The 20,213-nt window shown below is 40.8% G+C and carries 18 protein-coding genes; 9 read left to right on the plus strand and 9 right to left on the minus strand.

All coding sequences use genetic code 11. The features are described 5' to 3' along the window. Window positions 1-27 precede the first annotated feature (27 nt). Window positions 28-2,886 (minus strand): TonB-dependent receptor domain-containing protein, encoded by a 2,859-nt coding sequence (locus P4S60_RS10265; RefSeq protein WP_337115889.1) that lies wholly within the window; start codon window positions 2,884-2,886, stop codon window positions 28-30. Between the two features lie 255 nt (window positions 2,887-3,141). After that, window positions 3,142-5,490: a DNA polymerase II gene (locus tag P4S60_RS10270; RefSeq protein ID WP_337115890.1), complete on the minus strand. Its 2,349-nt coding sequence runs from the start codon at window positions 5,488-5,490 to the stop codon at window positions 3,142-3,144. Between the two features lie 68 nt (window positions 5,491-5,558). Here P4S60_RS10270 and P4S60_RS10275 point away from each other — a divergent pair, with 68 nt between their 5' ends. From P4S60_RS10275 to P4S60_RS10315, 9 genes are all read left to right on the plus strand, one after another. Next, entirely contained in the window at window positions 5,559-7,274 is a 1,716-nt protein-coding gene (locus tag P4S60_RS10275; RefSeq protein WP_337115891.1) for a tetratricopeptide repeat-containing sulfotransferase family protein, read from the plus strand. 85 nt (window positions 7,275-7,359) lie between these two features. Further along, on the plus strand, window positions 7,360-9,435 hold the full coding sequence (dinG, locus tag P4S60_RS10280) for an ATP-dependent DNA helicase DinG (protein ID WP_288345341.1): 2,076 nt from the start codon (window positions 7,360-7,362) through the stop codon (window positions 9,433-9,435). Further along, entirely contained in the window at window positions 9,435-10,211 is a 777-nt protein-coding gene (locus P4S60_RS10285) for a TSUP family transporter (RefSeq protein WP_337115892.1), read from the plus strand. The genes dinG and P4S60_RS10285 overlap by 1 nt, the downstream gene beginning before the upstream one ends. Beyond that, window positions 10,212-10,820, plus strand: coding sequence for a primosomal replication protein (locus tag P4S60_RS10290; RefSeq protein WP_337115893.1), 609 nt, complete (start codon window positions 10,212-10,214; stop codon window positions 10,818-10,820). Further along, window positions 10,817-11,710, plus strand: coding sequence for a histone deacetylase family protein (locus tag P4S60_RS10295; RefSeq protein ID WP_337116854.1), 894 nt, complete (start codon window positions 10,817-10,819; stop codon window positions 11,708-11,710). Before P4S60_RS10290 ends, P4S60_RS10295 begins: the two co-directional genes overlap by 4 nt. Before the next feature lie 46 nt (window positions 11,711-11,756). Beyond that, on the plus strand, window positions 11,757-12,029 hold the full coding sequence (locus P4S60_RS10300) for a late competence development ComFB family protein (RefSeq protein ID WP_063707060.1): 273 nt from the start codon (window positions 11,757-11,759) through the stop codon (window positions 12,027-12,029). After that, complete coding sequence (locus P4S60_RS10305; protein ID WP_337115894.1) at window positions 12,026-12,214, plus strand: YbaM family protein; 189 nt, start codon at window positions 12,026-12,028, stop codon at window positions 12,212-12,214. Before P4S60_RS10300 ends, P4S60_RS10305 begins: the two co-directional genes overlap by 4 nt. A 41-nt stretch (window positions 12,215-12,255) precedes the next feature. After that, window positions 12,256-13,143, plus strand: coding sequence for a DMT family transporter (locus P4S60_RS10310; RefSeq protein WP_188731596.1), 888 nt, complete (start codon window positions 12,256-12,258; stop codon window positions 13,141-13,143). A gap of 69 nt (window positions 13,144-13,212) precedes the next feature. Beyond that, window positions 13,213-13,455 (plus strand): hypothetical protein, encoded by a 243-nt coding sequence (locus tag P4S60_RS10315; protein ID WP_054563649.1) that lies wholly within the window; start codon window positions 13,213-13,215, stop codon window positions 13,453-13,455. A gap of 40 nt (window positions 13,456-13,495) precedes the next feature. On the opposite strand, the gene P4S60_RS10320 is transcribed toward P4S60_RS10315, so the two are convergent. From P4S60_RS10320 to P4S60_RS10350, 7 genes are all read right to left on the minus strand, one after another. Next, complete coding sequence (locus tag P4S60_RS10320) at window positions 13,496-14,152, minus strand: tRNA (adenine(22)-N(1))-methyltransferase (protein ID WP_337115895.1); 657 nt, start codon at window positions 14,150-14,152, stop codon at window positions 13,496-13,498. Then, window positions 14,152-15,081, minus strand: coding sequence for a class I SAM-dependent methyltransferase (locus P4S60_RS10325; RefSeq protein WP_337116855.1), 930 nt, complete (start codon window positions 15,079-15,081; stop codon window positions 14,152-14,154). Before P4S60_RS10325 ends, P4S60_RS10320 begins: the two co-directional genes overlap by 1 nt. Window positions 15,082-15,086: 5 nt before the next feature. Then, window positions 15,087-17,081: an excinuclease ABC subunit UvrB gene (uvrB, locus tag P4S60_RS10330; protein WP_337115896.1), complete on the minus strand. Its 1,995-nt coding sequence runs from the start codon at window positions 17,079-17,081 to the stop codon at window positions 15,087-15,089. Further along, complete coding sequence (locus P4S60_RS10335; protein WP_337115897.1) at window positions 17,078-18,457, minus strand: MATE family efflux transporter; 1,380 nt, start codon at window positions 18,455-18,457, stop codon at window positions 17,078-17,080. The genes uvrB and P4S60_RS10335 overlap by 4 nt, the downstream gene beginning before the upstream one ends. Window positions 18,458-19,117: 660 nt before the next feature. After that, complete coding sequence (locus P4S60_RS10340; protein ID WP_337115898.1) at window positions 19,118-19,495, minus strand: hypothetical protein; 378 nt, start codon at window positions 19,493-19,495, stop codon at window positions 19,118-19,120. After that, a complete protein-coding gene (locus P4S60_RS10345; protein ID WP_337115899.1) occupies window positions 19,447-20,022 on the minus strand; it encodes a hypothetical protein in 576 nt (191 codons plus the stop codon). Before P4S60_RS10345 ends, P4S60_RS10340 begins: the two co-directional genes overlap by 49 nt. A 2-nt stretch (window positions 20,023-20,024) precedes the next feature. Continuing rightward, the gene (locus tag P4S60_RS10350; protein WP_337115900.1) at window positions 20,025-20,198 is read right to left on the minus strand and encodes a hypothetical protein; all 174 of its coding nucleotides are present in this window, start codon (window positions 20,196-20,198) and stop codon (window positions 20,025-20,027) included. Window positions 20,199-20,213: the final 15 nt, after the last annotated feature.

Here is a 20,213-nt window from a genome sequence, read left to right on the forward strand (position 1 = left end):
GCTTTATCATACATTAATTAATTCAAATTAGAATTTTAATGAAACGCTTGCGTGGAAGTAACGACCTAGTGTGTCGTAGTAACCAGCAACTGCGTTACCATTTGTAGATAATGTACCGCCTACTAGTGGTGGCTCTTTATCTAATACGTTGTTCACACCAACAAGAACACGCGTGTAGTCATTGATGGTGAATGAACCTTTAAGGTCAAGGTAGCTTTGTGAACCAATACCATCTTGAACTAAAGTGTCTGAACCTGTGTAGTCATTAACTGCACTGAAGTAACGCCATTTAGCTGTTGCTTTCCACCAGCTACCTGTGTCGTAGCTTGCAGTTAGAACATGACGCCATTCCGGTTGTGGGAAACAGCCGTTATCTAGTGTATCAACACAGTCGTAAACTTCACTTACACCAGGAATATCTTCAAATTCCTTAGTCATCATGTAAGTACCGATTAAGCTTGTAGAAAGCGTACCGCCACCAACTTCGATGTCGTAGTTTGCACTTAAGTCGATACCTTCATAGTGGATGTTACCTAAGTTCGTGTTAGTTGCGATAACTTGACCAGAACCAATCCAAAGGCTACCGCTACCTGGTGTACGTTGTACGTTATCACAGAATAGTGCATCACCCGTTTTACCACATTGCTCAACGATAAGCTCAGGGTCGATGTTGCCGATTGCATCTTCTAAGTCGATATCCCAGTAGTCGATTGAGAAGTTGAAGTCTTCAAATGGGTTACCTACAACACCTAGAGTGATTGTATCTGCAATCTCAGGGCTAAGCTCTGGGTTACCACCGAAGAAACCATTGTATTGGTCAGCAGGGCTCTTACCTACGTTACCGTATTGAGAAGCTGAAACACCTGTGTTCGCACACTCAGCTTGGCTAAGTGAAGGAGTTGCTGTAGCACATGGATCTGAACCAGCCCATAAACCTTGGCTTTGTTGAGCGAATAGCTCACCATTGTTCGCTGCACGTACTGCACGGTTGTAGCTTGAACGGATCTTCCAGTTTTCAGTTACGTCCCAGTTCATTGCTACTTTATAAGTAGGCTCTGAACCTGATGTGCTGTAATCAGACCAACGATAGCCTAAGTCGATTAATAAGCTTTCAACGCCAGGTAAACCTTCAACGATTGGTAAGCTTAACTCACCGAAGTACTCAGTTACGTCATACTCACCGTTAAGGCTCTTAGTAGGACCACCTTGACCAAGTAATAGACCTTGCGCATAAACTTCGTCCGCTGTACGACCGAATGTTTCTTCACGGTATTCAGCACCGAATACTGCAGCGATTGGGTAGTCTGACGAAGGAAGACCAAAGTCAAACTCACCTGTTACGAAACCACTTACGATGAACTGTTCTGTTACACCGTTAAGAATAGCTGTACCAGTTAGAGCAGCTGCTGATTCAGAAGAAACACCTTGGTATGTGAATACTTCGTAAGGAATACAGCCATCAGTTGACGCACAGTCTTCACCATTTGCAGAAAGTGCAGTGATGATACGTGGGCCGAAGAAGTCATTTTCGTATGCCGAAGATGAAGATGTTGAACCGTATTGAACAAACGCTTCGTATGACCAAGTGTCACTGATTTCACCTTTACTACCTAATACTAGGCGGAAAGAGTTGTGCTCTAATTGGTTAACACGTGGGCCACCTTCAACGTTACGCTTACCGATGTAAGTAGCAAACTGGTCACCTGATGTTAAACCGAAGCGGTCAGTTAGGTTTTGACGTTGTGCGTCTGTTAATAGCGGGCTATCGTAATCGATTACATAGTTTGTATCGAAGAACGTACCTGATTCTGCGATTTGTGCAGAAGTACGGTCACGCATGAACATAGCTTCAATGAACGGTTGGAAGTTGTCATTGATTTCGTAGTTTGCGAATAAACCTAACGTGTGACGCTCATCCGGACGCATGAAGTGGTTAACAGGCGCATAGTTGTAAACGTTACCGCTTGAAGGAATGAAGCTGCTGTCAGTTCCTAGTGTCCAGTAATCGTAATCATCCCAGTCAAATGCACCAGAATCAGTAACACCTGCGATGTAGAAGTTAGGGTTTACAGCGTTACCAGAACCACCACATGCAGTACCTGCTGCATTTAATGCACAAGATGAGTAGTCACGAGCACCTTGACGTAGTTCGTTTTGTTTGTTGTAAGTAAAGTAACCAACCGCGTGGCCTTTACCGCTGTCGAATGAGCCACCTAAAGTAGCTGAGAAGTCAAACGATGAACCGTCGAAACCTGAGCTACCTGAAGGGTATTCAAAGTCACGGTCATCCATTAGACCTTGGATGTATTCATTGTCGTTGTCGTGTTGGTATGCAGTTGAACCGATGTTCACTTCAAAACCTTCAAACTGATCGTCCATCACGAAGTTTACAACACCCGCTACCGCGTCAGCACCGTAAGTTGATGAACCACCACCAGTCATTACGTCAACACGTTTGATAAGTGCAGCTGGGATTTGGTTGATATCCGCAGATTGGCTATAGATACCACCCGCTTGCATACGACGACCATTGATAAGTACTAGGGTACGTTGTGAACCCATACCACGTAAGTTAAGCGTAGCAGTACCAGAAGCACCATTTGATTGGAATGCAGTGCTTGAAGCTTCAAGTTGAGGCAAGCTGTTCATCATGTCTTCAACACGAGTGAAACCAGCTACTTCGATTTCTTCAGCTGTTGTAACTTGTACTGGGCTTGCAGTTTCGATATCAGTACGTTTGATACGTGAACCTGTTACTTCAATACGTTCAACTTTTTCTACTGCTTCTTCTTCAGCAGCATAAGAGTTTACAGAAAACGCAGCTGTAGAAGCTGTACCAAAAGCAAGCGCTAAGCGAACTGCTTTTGAAACTTTATTATTTAACATTTGATTCTCCCTGGACCACTATATTGTGGCTATATTTAGCATAAGCTTGTTTATTATTTGTATCGCATCAGGACTGCGACAAACAAATAATAAACAAATAAAACAAAATATCCAGCCCTTTATTTACAATTTTTTAATGAAGCACCAAAAAGTTTACTTTTTCTTATTTTATGAATAAAAAACACACAAATAAGCGTTTAAACCGAGCTTATCGATCATTCATCGCAATAAACAGTCAAAAAAATGTTAATTTTTCTAAAAAAGCTGTATCTGACGGTCACTTAGCGGCGCAATCTTAGTACCCAAATTAACAACAATCATTTCAGCTATTGGCAATAATTGCTTATTAACATAAATGCCATAATCGTAATTATGTTGCCCGTTGTAGTACTCAGCGCCAGTAGCGGTGTAAACATATTCAATTATCTGACCGCGTTGAAAGGTAAGATGGGGATTATCAGCTAAATGTTGTTTCGCTGCTTTTACATGGGGAGGGATATTTTTTTGATAATCAGTTAAATGCTGACCTAAGCGTTTTCGGTAAACTAACATGGCGTCGAATTCACCTGCATAGAGTTTTTTAACATATTTATCAAAGGTTTGAATTATTAATTCTTGGCTATAATTTTCGCCGAATAAAATCTCAAATAATTCTGTTTGAAACTTATGGGCAAGCTCAGTCCAATCACTTCGAACAGTTTCCATGCCTTTGAAGACTAATTTTGAAGCGCCATTTTTTTCGACTTTTCCTACATAGCGCTTTTTTGAACCCATTGTTTTGCCTCTAATTGTGGGCATAAAAAATGGGCTATAGTGGGTTTCGTACTCAATTTCTAAAAAACTGTCTATTTTATAGTCTTGTTGCAAAACGAGCTGCCAGCGTTTGTTAATTTTTTCTGCCAGTTTCGTACCGATTTCATTACAGTTTAGTGGATTTAGATCATCATCAAGCTTCACAAACGTCGAATCCGTATCGCCATAAATAACTTCATAACCCCACTCTTCTATCCATTTTTTAGTTGTTTGCATGATTTCGTGGCCACGAAGGGTGATAGAACTCGACAATCGAGGATCATAGAAGCGACAGCCTTTTGAACCAAGTACACCATATAAACTATTCATAATAATTTTGATCGCTTGCGATAACATGGGGTTGTTATCGTCTTTTGCAATTTGTCTCGTTGCAGCAAGCTCTCTTATCAATTCAGGAAGGTGATGTTCAGTTCGTGAGAACAGCGCCTGATTAAATCCCTCTATCGCACTCTGTGGTTTTTTTAACCCTTCAATAAGACCAAGTGGGTCGATACAAAATGTGCGCATTATTGATGGATACAGACTTTTATAATCAAGCACCAAGATATTTTTATACAGACCAGGTTGCGATGACATGACATAACCACCTGGACTGTCAAAACTTAACCCATGATCGCCTAAATTAGGGGCTACATAGCCACTTCTATGTAAGAGCGGCAAATAAAGGTTAGTAAAGGCCGCTACTGAGCCACCCATTCGCTCTAATTCAAGTCCGGTGAGTTGGCTTCTTACAACGGCAAAATCGAGTAACTTTAATTTCTCAAAAATCTCCAGAACTAAAATACAGTCTTGTCTGTTGTAATTAGCAAGAGATAGTTTGTCTTCATTAAACTGGCGAATAATTTCTTCTAGGCGATTATCTGTGCTTATCAGCTTTTCTTCGCCAAGCTCAATACTTGCTACATTAGCAAGGCTAAAACTGTCGTAATGATAAGTGGCGTTTTTTAGTGTATCAATACCATCAACAACTACGCGACCAGGTATTGTTATGCGGGTGATATTTCCCTCCCGTACACGTAGCTTTTCTTTATTGCGTCCAAGCTTTAACGAAAGGCCAAGTGCCTCAGCTCTTGCGTGAAGGACACGAAAGTCAAACTCAATGACGTTCCAGCCAATCAATACGTCAGGGTCAATTCGCTGGATCTCAGTCTCAAATTGAGAAAGCAGCTCTATTTCATCTTCACACCAGTTAATTTGATAATCTAGATCTGGGGTAGGCTCTGGGCGCCCTATCATTAACACTTTGTCTATGCCGTCTCCGACTAGGCCAATAGAAAATAGTACGCCTTCCCCATTACACTCAATATCAATTGAAATATGTTTAAAATAAGGCCTAAATTCATTGTTTGGTTTTAATTTTGCGTTTGTTAACAATCTATAGCCACGGCGAGTTTGAACTTCCCCTTTAACCCAAACTGCTCCTTTAATGAAACGTTCCATCAAAAATCTGTCAATTGGCCTGACATCATCTTCAAACAGCAATATGTGTGAACTTTTTAAAATCTTGATGGCACGGTAGTAGTCCTTTAACGATTTGAAATAACAACAGATAACCGATTGATTTTGAAAGTTTCTTAACTTTGCATCGGCAAAACGAATTTGAATGTTTTGACTTTTTAATAACCGCGTTGCTGCAGACACTTGATTTTCAGGAATGAAGAAAACCACTTCTTGTTGCTCAACCTGTACTTTTAAAGGGCCGTGCTCACACCAAAGCCAAAACACGAAACTAACCCCTGATGAGCTATCAAACGCTTCTTTAGAAAGGATAAAACCTGTATCTGTAACCATTTACTTCAAATATCTATCACGGAAGGGGTATAGTACACCCTAACAACATAAAATTATAAGAGCCAATTATGAGCCCTATTGATGCGATTAATACCGCAAAAACACTCGTTGCTACAGAACCAGATAAAGCCAAGGCAATGTTGCTAGAAATACTTAATCAACATCCTGAATACCATGATGGCTGGGCCTTACTCGCTGATACTCACAAACGACTTCAAGAGCATGAACAACAGCAAAGTGCATTAAAACAGTATGAAATGATCTATTGGTTTAATAAACAACTAGAGACTGCGAAAAAACAGTTAAACAATCAAAGCCCTCAGCAAGCACAGCAAATCATCCAGCAATTATTACAATTAGTACCTAATGAATATAGAGCACTTGAAACGCTGGCTGACATTGCCCTGAAAGTAGGTGATAGTAAAGCGCACTTGGCAATATCAAAGCATAACCTTGAAAACAACTCGCAAAAACAAGCTGTTATAGAAAACTACTGTCAAGCCTTACTGACTACCAAACAATTTAATGAGCTAATCTCTTTTTACCGCTCGTCGATTCCATCACCGACATTATATATAGAGAGCTTATTAGCGATCGCTCATGTAAAATTGATGCAGTTTAATGAAGCATCAGCCATCTATAACAAGTTACTCGATGCAAATTATTACCCAGCCCAATGCCACCTTCGACTTGGCAACATAGAAAAAATAAAAGGTAATACTGAGCTTGCAATTAATCACTATAAACAATCGCTGCAACTAGATAATAAACTAGGTGAAGCTTATTGGAATTTGGCAAACTTAAAGACATACGTTTTTGACAACGAAGATATCAGTAACCTAGTGCAGCTCACACAAGCTGCTAAACCACACCTAAATAGTGCCCAATTCTACTTTGCGCTTGCAAAAGCGTATGAGCAACAAGGAAACTTCAGCTTATCATTTGCAATGTTAGATAAAGCAAACCGTATACAAAAGTCATTAACGCCATACAAGCCTAGCGATTTCTACTCTCGCTGCAAAAAACACCTTACGGAAAAACCAGTTGCTAACAATAACTCTGATGACTCTGTACAACTGATTTTTATCGTCAGCTTACCGCGTAGTGGCTCTACCTTAGTTGAGCAAATTTTAGCAAGTCACCCTGATGTTGATGCAAGTTATGAACTAACTGAAATTAATGCAATTGCGCGTGAGCTCGAGAGTAAAAAGCGCTCAGCTATGCCTTATGGGCTTGATGAACTTTCTGATAACGATAAAGCACATTATGCCGCAAGATACATGAACTTTATTGCCCCGTTACGCGGAGAAAATAAGCTATTTATCGATAAACAACCCACAAACTTTCATCATATTGCATTGATTAAAACCCTATTCCCGAACGCTAAAATACTCGAAGTTACGCGAGATAAAGCCGCAACAGCATGGAGTTTATACAAACACTCTTTTTCAGAGGGACATGCTTATAGCTACGATTTCACATCCCTTGCACAATACATAAATGATTATACAGACTTAATGTCACACTGGGACACGCTCTATGCTGGCGAAATTTATACTGTCGATTATCAAAACCTGGTTAATGATTTTTCCAATACGGTGGCTGAATTACTACGTCATTGCAATTTAGAGATGCATGAAAACTGTATTAATTTTTATAATCACCAACGTCCAATAATGACGCCAAGTTCTGAACAAGTAAGGCAACCGATTTACAAAGATGCTCTAACTCAGTGGTCAAACTATAAAGTTCACCTCGAGCCCCTGTTAAAGCTTCTAAAATAATAATCGAACAAGTCGCTTGTAGTTGCCCAGTTAAATCTCTAAAATTCATTACTGTAATTATATACATACTTTAGGTTTTCTGGGCATGCTTTCTGACTCTTTAAAAAAAACAATTCGGCAAATTCATAAGCATGTTGCTGATAACCTCACCGATTACCGCCCTCGAAGCAGCCAGAACTATTTAGTTGCCGAAATTGCAAAAACGCTGGCTGGCGAATATCACAAGAGCCAACGAATTTGTGTTATTGAAGCAGGCACCGGCACCGGCAAGTCGCTGGCGTATTGTTTAGGGGCATTGCCTTTGGCGATGGCCAAGAAAAAGAAATTAGTGATTTCGACGGCAACCGTTGCCCTACAAGAGCAGTTAATTAGTAAGGAGCTGCCTTTTTTTAAAGAGCACTCTGGCCTCGACATCAAGTTTGATTTAGTGAAAGGTCGGCAGCGTTATATCTGCGCACAAAAACTCAGTGCTGCTGTAAATGGCGACAGTCAAACGCAAATGGAGTTTATGCCGACCCTATCATCGCCGCTTTCAGATATGGAAACCAAATGCTTAAAGCAACTTTATGATGCTTATTCAAAAAAGCAATGGCAAGGCGACCGCGATAGCTGGGCTGATACTATTCCTGATAAAGTGTGGAATTTAATTGCCTGTGATAAGCACTCATGTCAGCGACAAATGCGCGCTCATCAGCTCTGCCCTTTTCATATGGCGCGTCAGCGTCTGATGCAAATGGATGTGCTAGTGATCAACCATTCTTTATTACTGGCTGATCTTGATTTGGGTGGCGGTAAGATTCTACCAGAACCTGATGATACGATTTATGTAATCGATGAAGCGCACCATTTAGCGCACATCACCCGCGATTTTTCTTCTGCTGCAGCAACCATTAAAGGCACCATCGACTGGCTCGACAAGCTGGTTAAATTTGCTGGTAAAATGGCTAATGTGCTCGTAGGTCAAAAAGCGATTGGGCAAAATTTTAAGCTCAGTGACAGTATCAATGATGCTGGTAAAAACTTAAAAGTGGTGCGTGATATTCTTGATAACGCAGACTTTAATTATAACAGTGATGACACCTATCGTTTCGAGCACGGTGAAATCCCAGCTTCATTACATGCCAAAGCAAAAGATATTAGCGATGCCACCCTTGATGCCCTAAGAGCACTCAACAAAATGCACGACACCTTAGTTCAAGACGTTAGTGATGGTGATATAAAACCTTATGTGGCTGATCCAATCTTGGCAGAAAGTGGTCAGTACATTAACCGTTTAGAGTTATTAAACAAGCTGTGGTTTAGCTACGCGACAAAAGGCGAAGGAATTCCTCATGCGCGTTGGATCAAACGCTTAGAATATAAGAACCATCACGACCATTTACTCAGTGATTGCCCTATTGAAGTTGGCTATTACCTAAAAGATAAATTATGGAATCAATGTGCGGGTGCCGTGCTTTGTTCAGCCACATTAACTGCATTGGGTTCATTTGATCACTTTGCTTATGAATGCGGTCTTGCCAAAGAAGAAGGCGTAAAATACATAAAAGTCCCTTCTCCGTTTGATTACCCCAAACAAGCGACGCTGCATATTCCTGCAAGTCATATTGAGCCAACCGATAAAGCGTTTAGTGATCACTTAGCTGAGCAATTACCCAAATTCCTTAATGATAAAAAAGCAAATTTAGTGTTATTTGCCTCTTATTGGCAGATGGATCATGTCGTAAAAGCACTGCGTAGCAAAGGAATTGAGGTCTTAGTGCAAGGTGAAATGTCTCGTGAAGCACTGTTGAAAAAACATAAAGCCAATGTAGATTTAGGCCGTGCTAGCTATTTATTTGGCACTCAAAGTTTATCTGAGGGTCTTGATTTACCAGGTAAATACTTAGAAAACCTGGTAATAACAAAAATTCCATTTGCGGTGCCTACCTCACCAATAGAAGAAGCGCAGGCTGAGTTTGTTCAGAGCAAAGGCGGTAACCCGTTTCTTTCGATAACCGTACCTGATGCAGCAAAGAAATTAGTCCAAAGCTGTGGTAGACTGCTGCGCAAAGAAAATGATCAAGGTCGCATTACTATCCTTGATCGCCGACTAGTGACCAAGCGATATGGCAAAGCCATGCTCGATACCTTGCCACCTTTTAAAAGACAAATTGATTATTAATGTTTGAATTAGCTTTAGACCCAGCAACCTGGGCACTATTATGCGCAGTCGCACTGGCAGCTGGCTTTATCGACGCAATTGCAGGCGGTGGTGGCATGTTAACAGTACCCGCGCTATTAACCGCAGGCTTACCGCCCCACCTCACCTTAGGGACCAATAAACTTGCAGCAAGTTTTGGTTCATTGACAGCCAGCGTAACGTATTTTCGCAAAAAGTTGTTCAACCCACGGTTTTGGGCTGCTTCCATTGTTGCAACAGCCATTGGTGCACTCATAGGTACTTTAGTGGTTGATTACTTAAGTATTGAATTTTTAAATAAATTACTACCGGTGGTGATTATTTTAGTCGCTTGTTACAGCTTATTTGGCAGTTTAAGTACAACTGAGCATAACGAACTACCAGAGCTTGATCGCAAGACTAAAATTAAACAATGGCTGCAAGGTCTAGGACTTGGTTTTTTTGATGGCTTAGCAGGCCCAGGTACTGGTACCTTTTGGACCGCATCAAATAGCCTATTATATAAAATGAGCTTATTGCTTAACTGTGGCCTTGCCCGTTCAATGAATTTTGTTTCAAACTTTATTTCATTGATCACCTTCGTGGCGCTTGGCCATGTGAACTTTTTACTGGGCATCACAATGGGCTTTTTCTTAATGCTAGGTGCATGGTTAGGTGCACATTCTGCAATTAAGTTTGGTGGTAAAATGATCCGCCCAGTGTTTAACACTGTGGTTATAGTGTTAGCATTAAAGTTAATCTATGAGGCTTATTTATAAATGCAATCAACTGCTTTTGATAAACTACGGTCACAAATTGAACGGCTAAAACAGTTAGCCGTGCAATTTGATAAGGGTAATTTATTTGCGAAAAATCGCTACATGCAAGCCCAACCAAGTTTGTTTGATAAAGCCGTGTTTAGCACAAAAAGTATGAAGTTAGCCGACTATGTAACCGAAATCGAAGATGAGCTTAACAGCCTGCCGCCATCTGAGCATCGCCATGCCTATCAATATGCGCTTGAGCGTATTACCCTTCAGGTAGAAGCGGTGTTTAATGTGATCAAATCAACCCCGGTTTGGGCTAAAGAAAATAAATACAGCTTTAAGCCAAAAGCAAAGCCACAGGTTTATAAGCAAGCCGTGCAAAAAATCATGCAGTCATCTCATGAATTGTATGACGAACTAAAACAAAACCATGAGTTTGAACGCCGCTTAGTTTTGATGATCGAAGAGCGAAAGCTTAAGCTCGACGCAGCAAATTCACAGCAAGCAACTAAAATTAATAAAGAAATATTAGCTTTACATGCAAGGCTTGGCCGTTGTCGTAAAGCCATTTCTGCTACTGAAGACAAGATTCAACAGGTCGAGAAACAGCAGCTGAGATAATGTTTTACTATCATCCAAGTTATTCAGCGTTAGCTTTACCAGAGCGTCACCGCTTTCCCATTGATAAATATCGCTTGTTAAAACAGCTTGTCAGCAACTTTATTGATGAGCAGCACTTCATTACCCCACAACAAGCCACTAAAGCGCAGCTTACTCTGTGCCATAACCCCGGCTATGTCGACGCTTTTTTAACTGGCAGTCTTGATAGCAAAGCAATTAAAAAAATGGGCTTTCCTTGGTCCACTCAATTGGTTGAACGAACACTTTACTCTGTTGGCGCGAGTATTCAAGGCGCTGAGTTTGCTTTGCAACAGGGTGCGGCTTTTAATCTAAGTGGTGGTTATCATCATGCTTTTACAAGCTATGGTAGTGGTTTTTGTATATTCAATGACTTGGCGATAGCCGCAGCACACTTAATTGATACAGAGCAAGCCGACACCGTATTAATCTTTGACTGTGACGTTCACCAAGGTGATGGCACAGCCGAAGTTACACAAGTACATCCCCAGATCATTAGCTGCTCTGTTCATTGTCAGCAAAACTTCCCGCGAATTAAACAGCAATCAAACTACGATTTTGCTTTAGAGCATGGCACTTCAGATACTGAATACCTTGAAACAGTCAAACAAGCTTTAGCCCTAACAATTAGACTCCACCAGCCAGACATCATTTTGTATAACGCTGGTGCAGACATCGCTTCGGATGACGAATTAGGACACTTTCAAGTAAGTTTAGAAGGCGTGTATCAGCGTGACTATTTTGTATTAAACCAAGCAAAGCAAGCAGAAATCCCAGTGTTTGCAGCCATGGGCGGTGGCTATCAACGAAATGTAAGCCGTTTAGTTGATGTTCATGGTCAGCTTTTTAGGGCGGCTGTCGATTTATTTTAAAGCTTGGTATACACTAAAAGTGACTGTTTAATTAGGCTTATTTTGTATGAAAATGCATGACGACATTCACAACTACTATGAAAAATTAGTTGTCGAAGACATCACTAAACGCAACTTAGAATCGACTTACAGTGATGATATTATGGCAGATTTATGCTGCACCGTATTAAACCAACTGCCTGCCCGTTACATCCGTTACGATGTCGACATGGAATTTTATTTACCGCAAACAGAACGTATTAGAATGGAGCAACAAGTGCAAACGGCCATCGATGTAGCGATCAGCCAAGTTGCTAAGAAAAAGGAACTGCAAAAATGAGTAATGAGTTAGATAGCGCGCCTAACTACATCAAAATTGCTGTTGATCTTATTATGCTCTTAGAACAAAACGACGTACCTGCCGAAGACGTATTAGCCGCTCTAGAAATCGTTAAATCTGACTTTGAAATGAAACTTCCCAATCAACTGATTAATAGTCCGAAAATGGCGAGTATTGGGGCATAAATTTGTTATGCTCAGGTTTTATAATTTAAGAATGTAAAACCATGTCATTGCCAAGTTTATTACGCTTATTCATCCTTGCTGCTATTTGGGGCGCTTCCTTCTTATTTATGCGCATGGCAGCGAATAGCTTAGGCCCTGCAGTATTAATTGAGTTAAGAGTCGGCTTTGCAGCAATAACACTATTTATTTTTGCGCTGTACTTACGCAAGAAACTGGCTTTCACGACCCACAAAAAGCATTTTTTCATTATTGGCGCGCTTAATTCCGCCATTCCCTTTTTATTGTTTGCCTTTGCAGCACAAACAATTAATGCATCTACCTTATCCATATTAAACTCAACAACGCCAATTTGGGGCGCCATCGTAGGTATTGTATGGACTAAAACGAAGCCCACTAAAAGTATGTTGCTTGGCTTACTGTTAGGTTTAACGGGCGTGGCCATTTTGGTAGGACAAAATAGCCTGACTATCGACAGCCAAGCCATCACGGCCATTGTTGCAGCACTGTGTGCCTCACTTAGCTATGCCATCGCATCTCATTACACCAAACATGCACCAAAGTTATCAGCTTTTGATAATGCGCATGGCAGTATGTGGGCGGCGAGTATTATGGTACTGCCGCTTATTTTTGTTATTCCTGCCAGAGAAATGCCAAGTAACGAGGTTATGCTTGGGGTACTCGCACTCGGTGTACTGTGTACAGCGGTAGCGTATATCTTGTTCTTCCGTTTGATTGATGACATTGGCCCAACTTCTGCGTTGACTGTGACCTTTTTGATTCCACTTTTTGGCATAGTGTGGGGAAATTTAATTTTAGATGAGCAAATTGGTCCAAATACCTTAGTTGGCGCACTGTGTGTTATCGCAGGTACCATGCTGGTCACTGGCTTTATTCGTATCAAGCCATTTCTAAAACGAAACACCTTGTAACAGAATGCAAATTGCATTTTTAAATACAATCTATACTCTATTAGGTACTAAAAAAGGAAGGAGAAGTGTATGTCAGGTACTACCATGGTGGTGTTAATCGTGCTGATATCAGTCGGCTCTGGTGTAATTTATGATATGTATAAAAAACACCTTGAGTTTAAATCACGAACTTTAAAAAATTCAAAAGAAGCAAACGAACATGTAGCAGAAGTGACAAAAGAGTTGCAAGAGCTAAGAGAGCGTGTACAAACTCTCGAAGCTATTGTTACCGATTCAAGCTACAGCGTAAAACAAGAGATTAATAAACTTTAATTAGCTCTAATTAAGTTAACCCTAATTAAGTTAGCTCTAATTAAGATAATAATGCACTGTATTGTTCAAGCACAGGCTGATAATAATCGGCGTCTTGATTTAACATGCGTCGGTAATGAGCACATAACTGCTTTAAGTACGCTTGGTGCTCTTTACTTGTTAGCTGCCACATTTGCTGCCCGACTCGCGTGATCGGCTGCGAAGAAGTCGCACTCATGGCAATAACTTCATAAAATCGTTTGTTTTCACACACCAACTGCTCAGATACGAGCCCCAATGGCAGTGTTTGTAAATAGCTGCGAACTTGATAACTGTGATGCACCGGGCAAACAATAAAGTCGATATGCGTATTTGGATTTTGACCAACAATCTTCGCTAAGAACTGCACTAACAACTCACCACCCACTCCAGCAATAATAACTAGGTGGCGTTTTTGTGGGGCTGGCGAGATCATTGCCACATCTTGGCAATGTACCTGCCATCGGCCGCGTTGCTCACTTGTGGCAAAACGTTCGAGTTTATCACTTAGTGCCTGCATCAACTCAGGCACAATATCAACAAAATGTATAAGCGGTGCTTTATCTTGCTGTAACAGCTCAATACCTAACAAACCGTGATCGCAGCAACAATCCCAGATCTCGTCATAACCTAAATCAACCACATCAACGATGGCTGAAAGCCGTTTACTCAGTGCCATTAGTTTGCTGTTTTATAAACTAACGCTTTTAAGCTGCGATCACTGTCTACCTCAACAAAGCCATCAGTAGCTGCTAGTCGCTCAACAAAACTAATTGCTCCTTGTGTATGATCGCTAATGAGATCTTTAAAGGCCTGCTCTGAAAGCTCAGGGCTATTGGCACACAGTAATAACTGGGTGTTTTCATTCAACAGCTCAGGTAAACGACGTAGAATTTTTTGATAATCCTTGGTCAATATAAAGCTGCCCTTTTGAAAGCTCGGTGGATCAACAATGATTAATTCATACGGCGCCGACTTTTTAAGCTTACCAAATGACTTTAAAATATCGTGCGGAAAATAACTAACACCTTGAGCAAAACCATTTAATTGATGGTTTTGTTTACCTGTTCGCAGCACCCCTTTATTCATGTCCATATTAATAACTTGGTCAGCACCACCTTGCATTGCTGCAACAGAGAAGCCACACGTATATGAAAATAGGTTGAGCACTTTTGCATTTTTACTATTGGCTTGAACAAACTCACGACCACGGCGCATATCAGGGAAAATCCCAGTATTTTGGCGACTCAGTAAATCTACTTTAAACTTAATACCATTTTCACTGACATGGTGCTCTTGGGGTAATTCACCAAACGTCAGGGCATTACGGGTGTTAATGCCGTCGCGTTGTTGATAAACCAATGCACTAATAAGCTCTGGCGCATTCTCTTTCGCCCATTGCCACAGGGTATCAGTTAATTGCGCAAGTACCTGCTCATCTATTTCTTGATATGAAACTAAAAAGAGTGCTGGCGGATAAAAGTCTAAATTAATGTGGCTAAGCTCAGCGACTGAGTGTCCACGGCCATGGAATACACGACATAATTCATTAGCAGCAAGTGGAGCCTCTGCTAAAGCATTTAAAATGGTAGAAAAATCGTTTGTCATCATCTTTAGTTAATTAACTGTTGTTGTAATTCGTGAATTTCATCACGCACAGACGCCGCTTTTTCAAACTCAAGATCGCTAGCATAAGCATGCATTTTAGCTTCAAGGGTTTTGATTTGGCTGGCAATATCTTTTGCACTAAGCACTTGTTTAGACTCTTTACGCACTAACTTAAGGTTGTCTTTCGGACTTGCTTCTTCGCCCACATCCATAATGTCGGTGATACTTTTCACCAGTGCTTGTGGCTCTATGCCATGCTCGAGGTTATAAGCTTGTTGTTTTTCACGGCGGCGGTCTGTTTCATCAATGGCTTGTCTCATCGAATTAGTTATGCGGTCGCCATACAGAATTGCTTTACCATTTAAGTGACGTGCAGCACGACCTATGGTTTGAATAAGCGATCGGGTCGAACGTAAGAAGCCTTCTTTATCAGCATCGAGTATCGCAACCAGTGAAACCTCTGGCATGTCGAGACCTTCTCGTAATAAGTTAATGCCCACTAACACATCAAACACACCAGCACGTAAATCACGGATAATTTCAACCCGTTCAACTGTGTCGATGTCTGAGTGCAAGTAGCGAACTTTTACATCATGATCGTTGAGATAGTCGGTTAAATCTTCTGCCATGCGCTTAGTTAAAGTAGTAACAAGTACCCGCTCGTTCACTTCAACTCGTTTATAGATTTCAGAAAGTAAGTCATCAACTTGGCTGCCCACTGGGCGCACTTCGATTTCTGGGTCAATAAGACCGGTTGGACGAATAACCTGCTCTGCAACCTCCCCTGATGAGCGCTCAAGCTCAAAGTTACCAGGTGTTGCCGACACATAAATAGTTTGCGGCGCGATGGCTTCAAACTCTTCAAAGCGTAATGGCCGGTTATCTAATGCCGATGGCAAGCGAAAGCCATACTCAACAAGATTTTCTTTACGGCTTCTATCGCCTTTATACATGGCGCCAATTTGCGACACAGTAACGTGTGATTCATCAATAATCATCAATGCATCATCGGGTAAGTAATCAAGCAATGTCGGCGGTGGATCACCCGGCGTTCTGCCTGATAAGTAACGCGAGTAGTTCTCGATGCCTGAACAATAACCAAGCTCGGTCATCATTTCAATATCATACTGGGTGCGCTGAGCAATACGCTGCTCTTCTACAAGTTTGTTGGCACTGAGTAACTGAGCTCGGCGGTCTTTAAGCTCATCTTTAATCTTATCAATGGCATCAAGAATTTTTTCACGGGGTGTTACATAGTGTGTTTTCGGATAAATAGTCGCTCGTACAATATGTTTTTCAACGGCCCCTGTTAGCGGGTCAAAAATACTTAAGCGCTCAATTTCATCGTCAAACATCTCCACACGCACAGCGTAAGTATCCGATTCAGCTGGAAATATATCGACCACTTCACCACGTACACGGTAAGTACCGCGGCTAAATTCAATATCGTTACGTGTATATTGCAGCTCAGCCAGACGGCGCAGCATATCGCGCTGATCGACGGTTTCACCCACTTTCAGTAAAAGCATCATCTTCATATATGAGTCTGGGTCGCCCAAACCATAAATAGCAGACACCGAAGCGACAATAATGGTATCGCGTCGTTCAAGCAGCGCTTTGGTAGCACTTAAACGCATTTGTTCAATGTGTTCATTGATAGACGCATCTTTCTCAATAAAGGTATCGCTGGCAACAACGTAGGCTTCTGGCTGGTAATAATCATAATAAGAAACAAAATACTCAACCGCGTTATGAGGGAAAAACTCTTTCATTTCGCCGTAAAGCTGTGCAGCGAGTGTTTTGTTGTGTGCCATGATAATGGTTGGCCGATTCAAATCATTAATGATATTGGCCATGGTGAAGGTTTTACCCGTTCCCGTAGCCCCTAACAATGTTTGATGTGCAAGCCCTGCCTCTAGGCCATCTTTTAATTGTGCTATTGCCGTTGGTTGGTCACCACTTGGCTGAAATTTAGAAACTAGTTGGAAATGGTCGCTCATGAATGACACTCCTTCATATATGACTCACTTAACCCATCAACTTCTTTGATAAACCATTTATAGGCAACCATTGCTGTGAATAAGTTACCAATCGCCGCACCAATAAATAACCCCGTTAAACCTGCAATTTCGCTGCCTACATAAGCAAAAGGTACATAAAAAACAAACAGACGTACCACACTTAAAATCAGTGCATTCATTGGTTTATGAAGCGCATTAAATGAAGAGTTAGATAAAATAATCACCCCTTGCAGACCGTAACTCAGTGGCAAAATATAAATGAATAACTTAATCACATCCATTACCGCTTGCTCTTTACCAAATACATCAGCGATAAAGCCAGAAGTTAACAGCAGTACAATATAAATAGCGAACTGCCAAATCATCACGAATTTCAAGGTTTTTGAGTAGGCCTCTTTAACACGTTCAAACTTACCTGCCCCAAAGTTTTGACTAACAAATGGCGGCAAAGTCATCGACAATGCAAGCACCACAAGGCTTGCGATAGATTCAATGCGACTACCTACCCCAAACGCCGCAACCGCTTCAGGACCATGTTTAGCCACTAATGCTGTCATGACAGCCATGGCAATGGGTGTCAGCATGTTTGCGCCAGCCGCAGGTAAACCAATTTTAAGAATTTTGCGAATCGAACTAAGCGGCGTTTGCACACCAGCATGCAAGCTCAATAGACCATTTTTTATCGCAAGAATGTATAAAATGATGACGACAGCAACAGACCATGCAATAACACTGGCGATCAGCGCGCCTTGTATGCCCAATGCCGGAATAGGTCCAAAGCCAAAAATAAGCATAGGGTCTAAAATAGCATTAATCAGCCCCGCTCCACCCATTACAATACTGGGTGTTTTGGTATCGCCACTGGCTCTGATTACTGAGTTGCCGACCATAGGAGTAATTAAAAAAACACTGCCTAAGAACCACACACTCATATACTCATGAATAAGCGGTAAGACTAATTCGCCAGCACCCAATAACTTAAAAATTGGATCTATTAATAAATAACCTACTACAGAAAGACTAAACACCATCACCACCGACACCAGTAACGACATGCTGGCATCAAAGCGTGCTTCATCTAATTTATCGCTACCAAGTGCTTTAGCTATAACCGCAGAGGTACCTATCCCTAAGCCGATTGCCAGGCTAATTACAGTAAAGGTTACAGGAAAGGTAAAACTGACAGCAGCAAGAGGTTCGGTGCCTAATAAACTAATGAAGAAGGTATCAACCAAATTAAACATCATCAGGGTGATCATTCCGAAGATCATAGGAATGGTCATTTTTTTCAAGGTTGGCAGAATGGGTGAGTTTAAAAGATCAGGTTTAGTTTTGCTCTGCGGTTTCACGCTCATGGGAATACTTTGCCTCTTTTTCTGAACCTGTAAGTTTAAAGCATCCTTCCCTTGCAAGCTATGCTTTATTAACAGAATCAAAATTCATACACAAAACTATTACTTTTGACGCTTTGACATAAAAATAACTGCTAACCCCTATAAAAAACAATATAAAAACAAGTTTAATAGCTTTGTTACAATTAAAAGGCAGTTATCGCTGTTTTTTTACACAATAAATAGCGCCATTTCATCGTCACGAATAAATTTACTCATCAATTCAGCAAGGCTTCAGATAAAAACAATAACCTATTGATTTTTAAATAATTAAAAAAATGAATTAAATGCTTGAAATTGCTGTAGCCCTCGAAAATCCTAGCACCATAGCTGTTCTTAAAGTTTAATAAACAGAGTTATCCACAGAAACCGTGGATAACTCTCTAGAAGCCGCAAATATAAAGGCTTTTAAGGCGGGTGTTTATCACTTAACACTAAGAATACCAAAGCCTATTGTTTTAACCCTTTTATAAGTTTCTCGAAAAGAACGCGCAAAAATTGTAGCCGCCGACATAAAATGATAAACACCACGGCTAAAAATGATAACAAAACCTTTTATCACATAAGCCGCGCGGGCTCTAATGATAAAGGCTGTATAATAAAAAAGCAGCTTTCGCTGCTTTTTTAATCTGAAGTGGTCTTAGCCAATTTTAATAGTGCAGAAATGGATTGGGATAAGTCCTCACCTGTCTCATATTGCCTGTCTATGAGCTCCTCAGCGCCTCTAATCAACTCTATAAACTCACCGTTAGGGTTTTTTGTAAAACCTCTTAAATTGGTCGTACGGCTCGCTAACTGCCTATTGCGTACTAATTCAACAATATCTTTTGGGACACCCTCTTGTTTCAATAGGTTACATAGCTCACTTAATGACTCGTCAGTAATTTTCTGCAAATGGCGTTCTGGAATTTTTACCATTGATTCAAGAACATAGAATCTATATGAAAATACCCCTAAAGCGATAACACCACAAAACAACAGCAATACAATAAGAACATCCATACATATTTACCTTTTAACTCTCCACGGGAAAACAATACAAAAGCTAAAAATAGCAAATTGGCATTTATCCCTATGCTGTATACGTCCCAAAGTAACCAGCTATCATCACTGTACTCATTGGGACGGTCTTTAAAATTTAGGGCTGCTACATTGCGATCTATAAACATTAAAGTGTTTAAAAGTGCATTAATTGACATTGTTGTAAACACCACTTTAACCTGATCACTAAACAACACCCCAAAGAACCAATGTCCCCATAAAACTAAAAATGCTTGCAACAAAGAAAACACAGCCCAAACTAAATACCAGAAGTAAATTTGTTGGTCTTGTGTCAACGCCTCTAAAGCGTTTGCATGAAGAATATCCCCAAGAGCAAGCCCTATAGACATAATCCCAGCTGATATTGCAATAGAAACTCTCTTAGTTTTACGAGGGAAAAGAGCCAAGAAAAACGCTAAGATAAAAGCTACTAACTCAAGTTTATTAAGTGAATAACTAAAAATTACATCTATCGTTGGCAAATCCATTATTAGTTTTCTGTTTTCTTTTTGTCTGGATGGCCTCCACCGCCATTTTGTAATGTGACTTGATCATCCAATAAGGCTGCAAAATTACTTTGAGAAAGCTTGTCATTTGGTTTTTGAGGCTGAGCTTTATTTAGGTTTTCAAGAGGGCTAGACGATATTGGTTGCGTTATTTTCATATCAACTCCTTTATA

Source organism: Pseudoalteromonas sp. Hal040, from assembly GCF_037162425.1.
In the GTDB taxonomy this organism is placed as follows: Bacteria; Pseudomonadota; Gammaproteobacteria; order Enterobacterales; family Alteromonadaceae; genus Pseudoalteromonas; species Pseudoalteromonas gelatinilytica.

Coding starts and splice junctions, on each gene's coding strand:
- P4S60_RS10265 (WP_337115889.1), bottom strand. CDS start 2,886: ATGTTAAATAATAAAGTTTCAAAAGCAGTTCGCTTAGCGCTTGCTTTT.
- P4S60_RS10270 (WP_337115890.1), bottom strand. CDS start 5,490: ATGGTTACAGATACAGGTTTTATCCTTTCTAAAGAAGCGTTTGATAGC.
- P4S60_RS10275 (WP_337115891.1), top strand. CDS start 5,559: ATGAGCCCTATTGATGCGATTAATACCGCAAAAACACTCGTTGCTACA.
- dinG (WP_288345341.1), top strand. CDS start 7,360: ATGCTTTCTGACTCTTTAAAAAAAACAATTCGGCAAATTCATAAGCAT.
- P4S60_RS10285 (WP_337115892.1), top strand. CDS start 9,435: ATGTTTGAATTAGCTTTAGACCCAGCAACCTGGGCACTATTATGCGCA.
- P4S60_RS10290 (WP_337115893.1), top strand. CDS start 10,212: ATGCAATCAACTGCTTTTGATAAACTACGGTCACAAATTGAACGGCTA.
- P4S60_RS10300 (WP_063707060.1), top strand. CDS start 11,757: ATGAAAATGCATGACGACATTCACAACTACTATGAAAAATTAGTTGTC.
- P4S60_RS10305 (WP_337115894.1), top strand. CDS start 12,026: ATGAGTAATGAGTTAGATAGCGCGCCTAACTACATCAAAATTGCTGTT.
- P4S60_RS10310 (WP_188731596.1), top strand. CDS start 12,256: ATGTCATTGCCAAGTTTATTACGCTTATTCATCCTTGCTGCTATTTGG.
- P4S60_RS10315 (WP_054563649.1), top strand. CDS start 13,213: ATGTCAGGTACTACCATGGTGGTGTTAATCGTGCTGATATCAGTCGGC.
- P4S60_RS10320 (WP_337115895.1), bottom strand. CDS start 14,152: ATGGCACTGAGTAAACGGCTTTCAGCCATCGTTGATGTGGTTGATTTA.
- P4S60_RS10325 (WP_337116855.1), bottom strand. CDS start 15,081: ATGACAAACGATTTTTCTACCATTTTAAATGCTTTAGCAGAGGCTCCA.
- uvrB (WP_337115896.1), bottom strand. CDS start 17,081: ATGAGCGACCATTTCCAACTAGTTTCTAAATTTCAGCCAAGTGGTGAC.
- P4S60_RS10335 (WP_337115897.1), bottom strand. CDS start 18,457: ATGAGCGTGAAACCGCAGAGCAAAACTAAACCTGATCTTTTAAACTCA.
- P4S60_RS10340 (WP_337115898.1), bottom strand. CDS start 19,495: ATGGATGTTCTTATTGTATTGCTGTTGTTTTGTGGTGTTATCGCTTTA.
- P4S60_RS10345 (WP_337115899.1), bottom strand. CDS start 20,022: ATGGATTTGCCAACGATAGATGTAATTTTTAGTTATTCACTTAATAAA.
- P4S60_RS10350 (WP_337115900.1), bottom strand. CDS start 20,198: ATGAAAATAACGCAACCAATATCGTCTAGCCCTCTTGAAAACCTAAAT.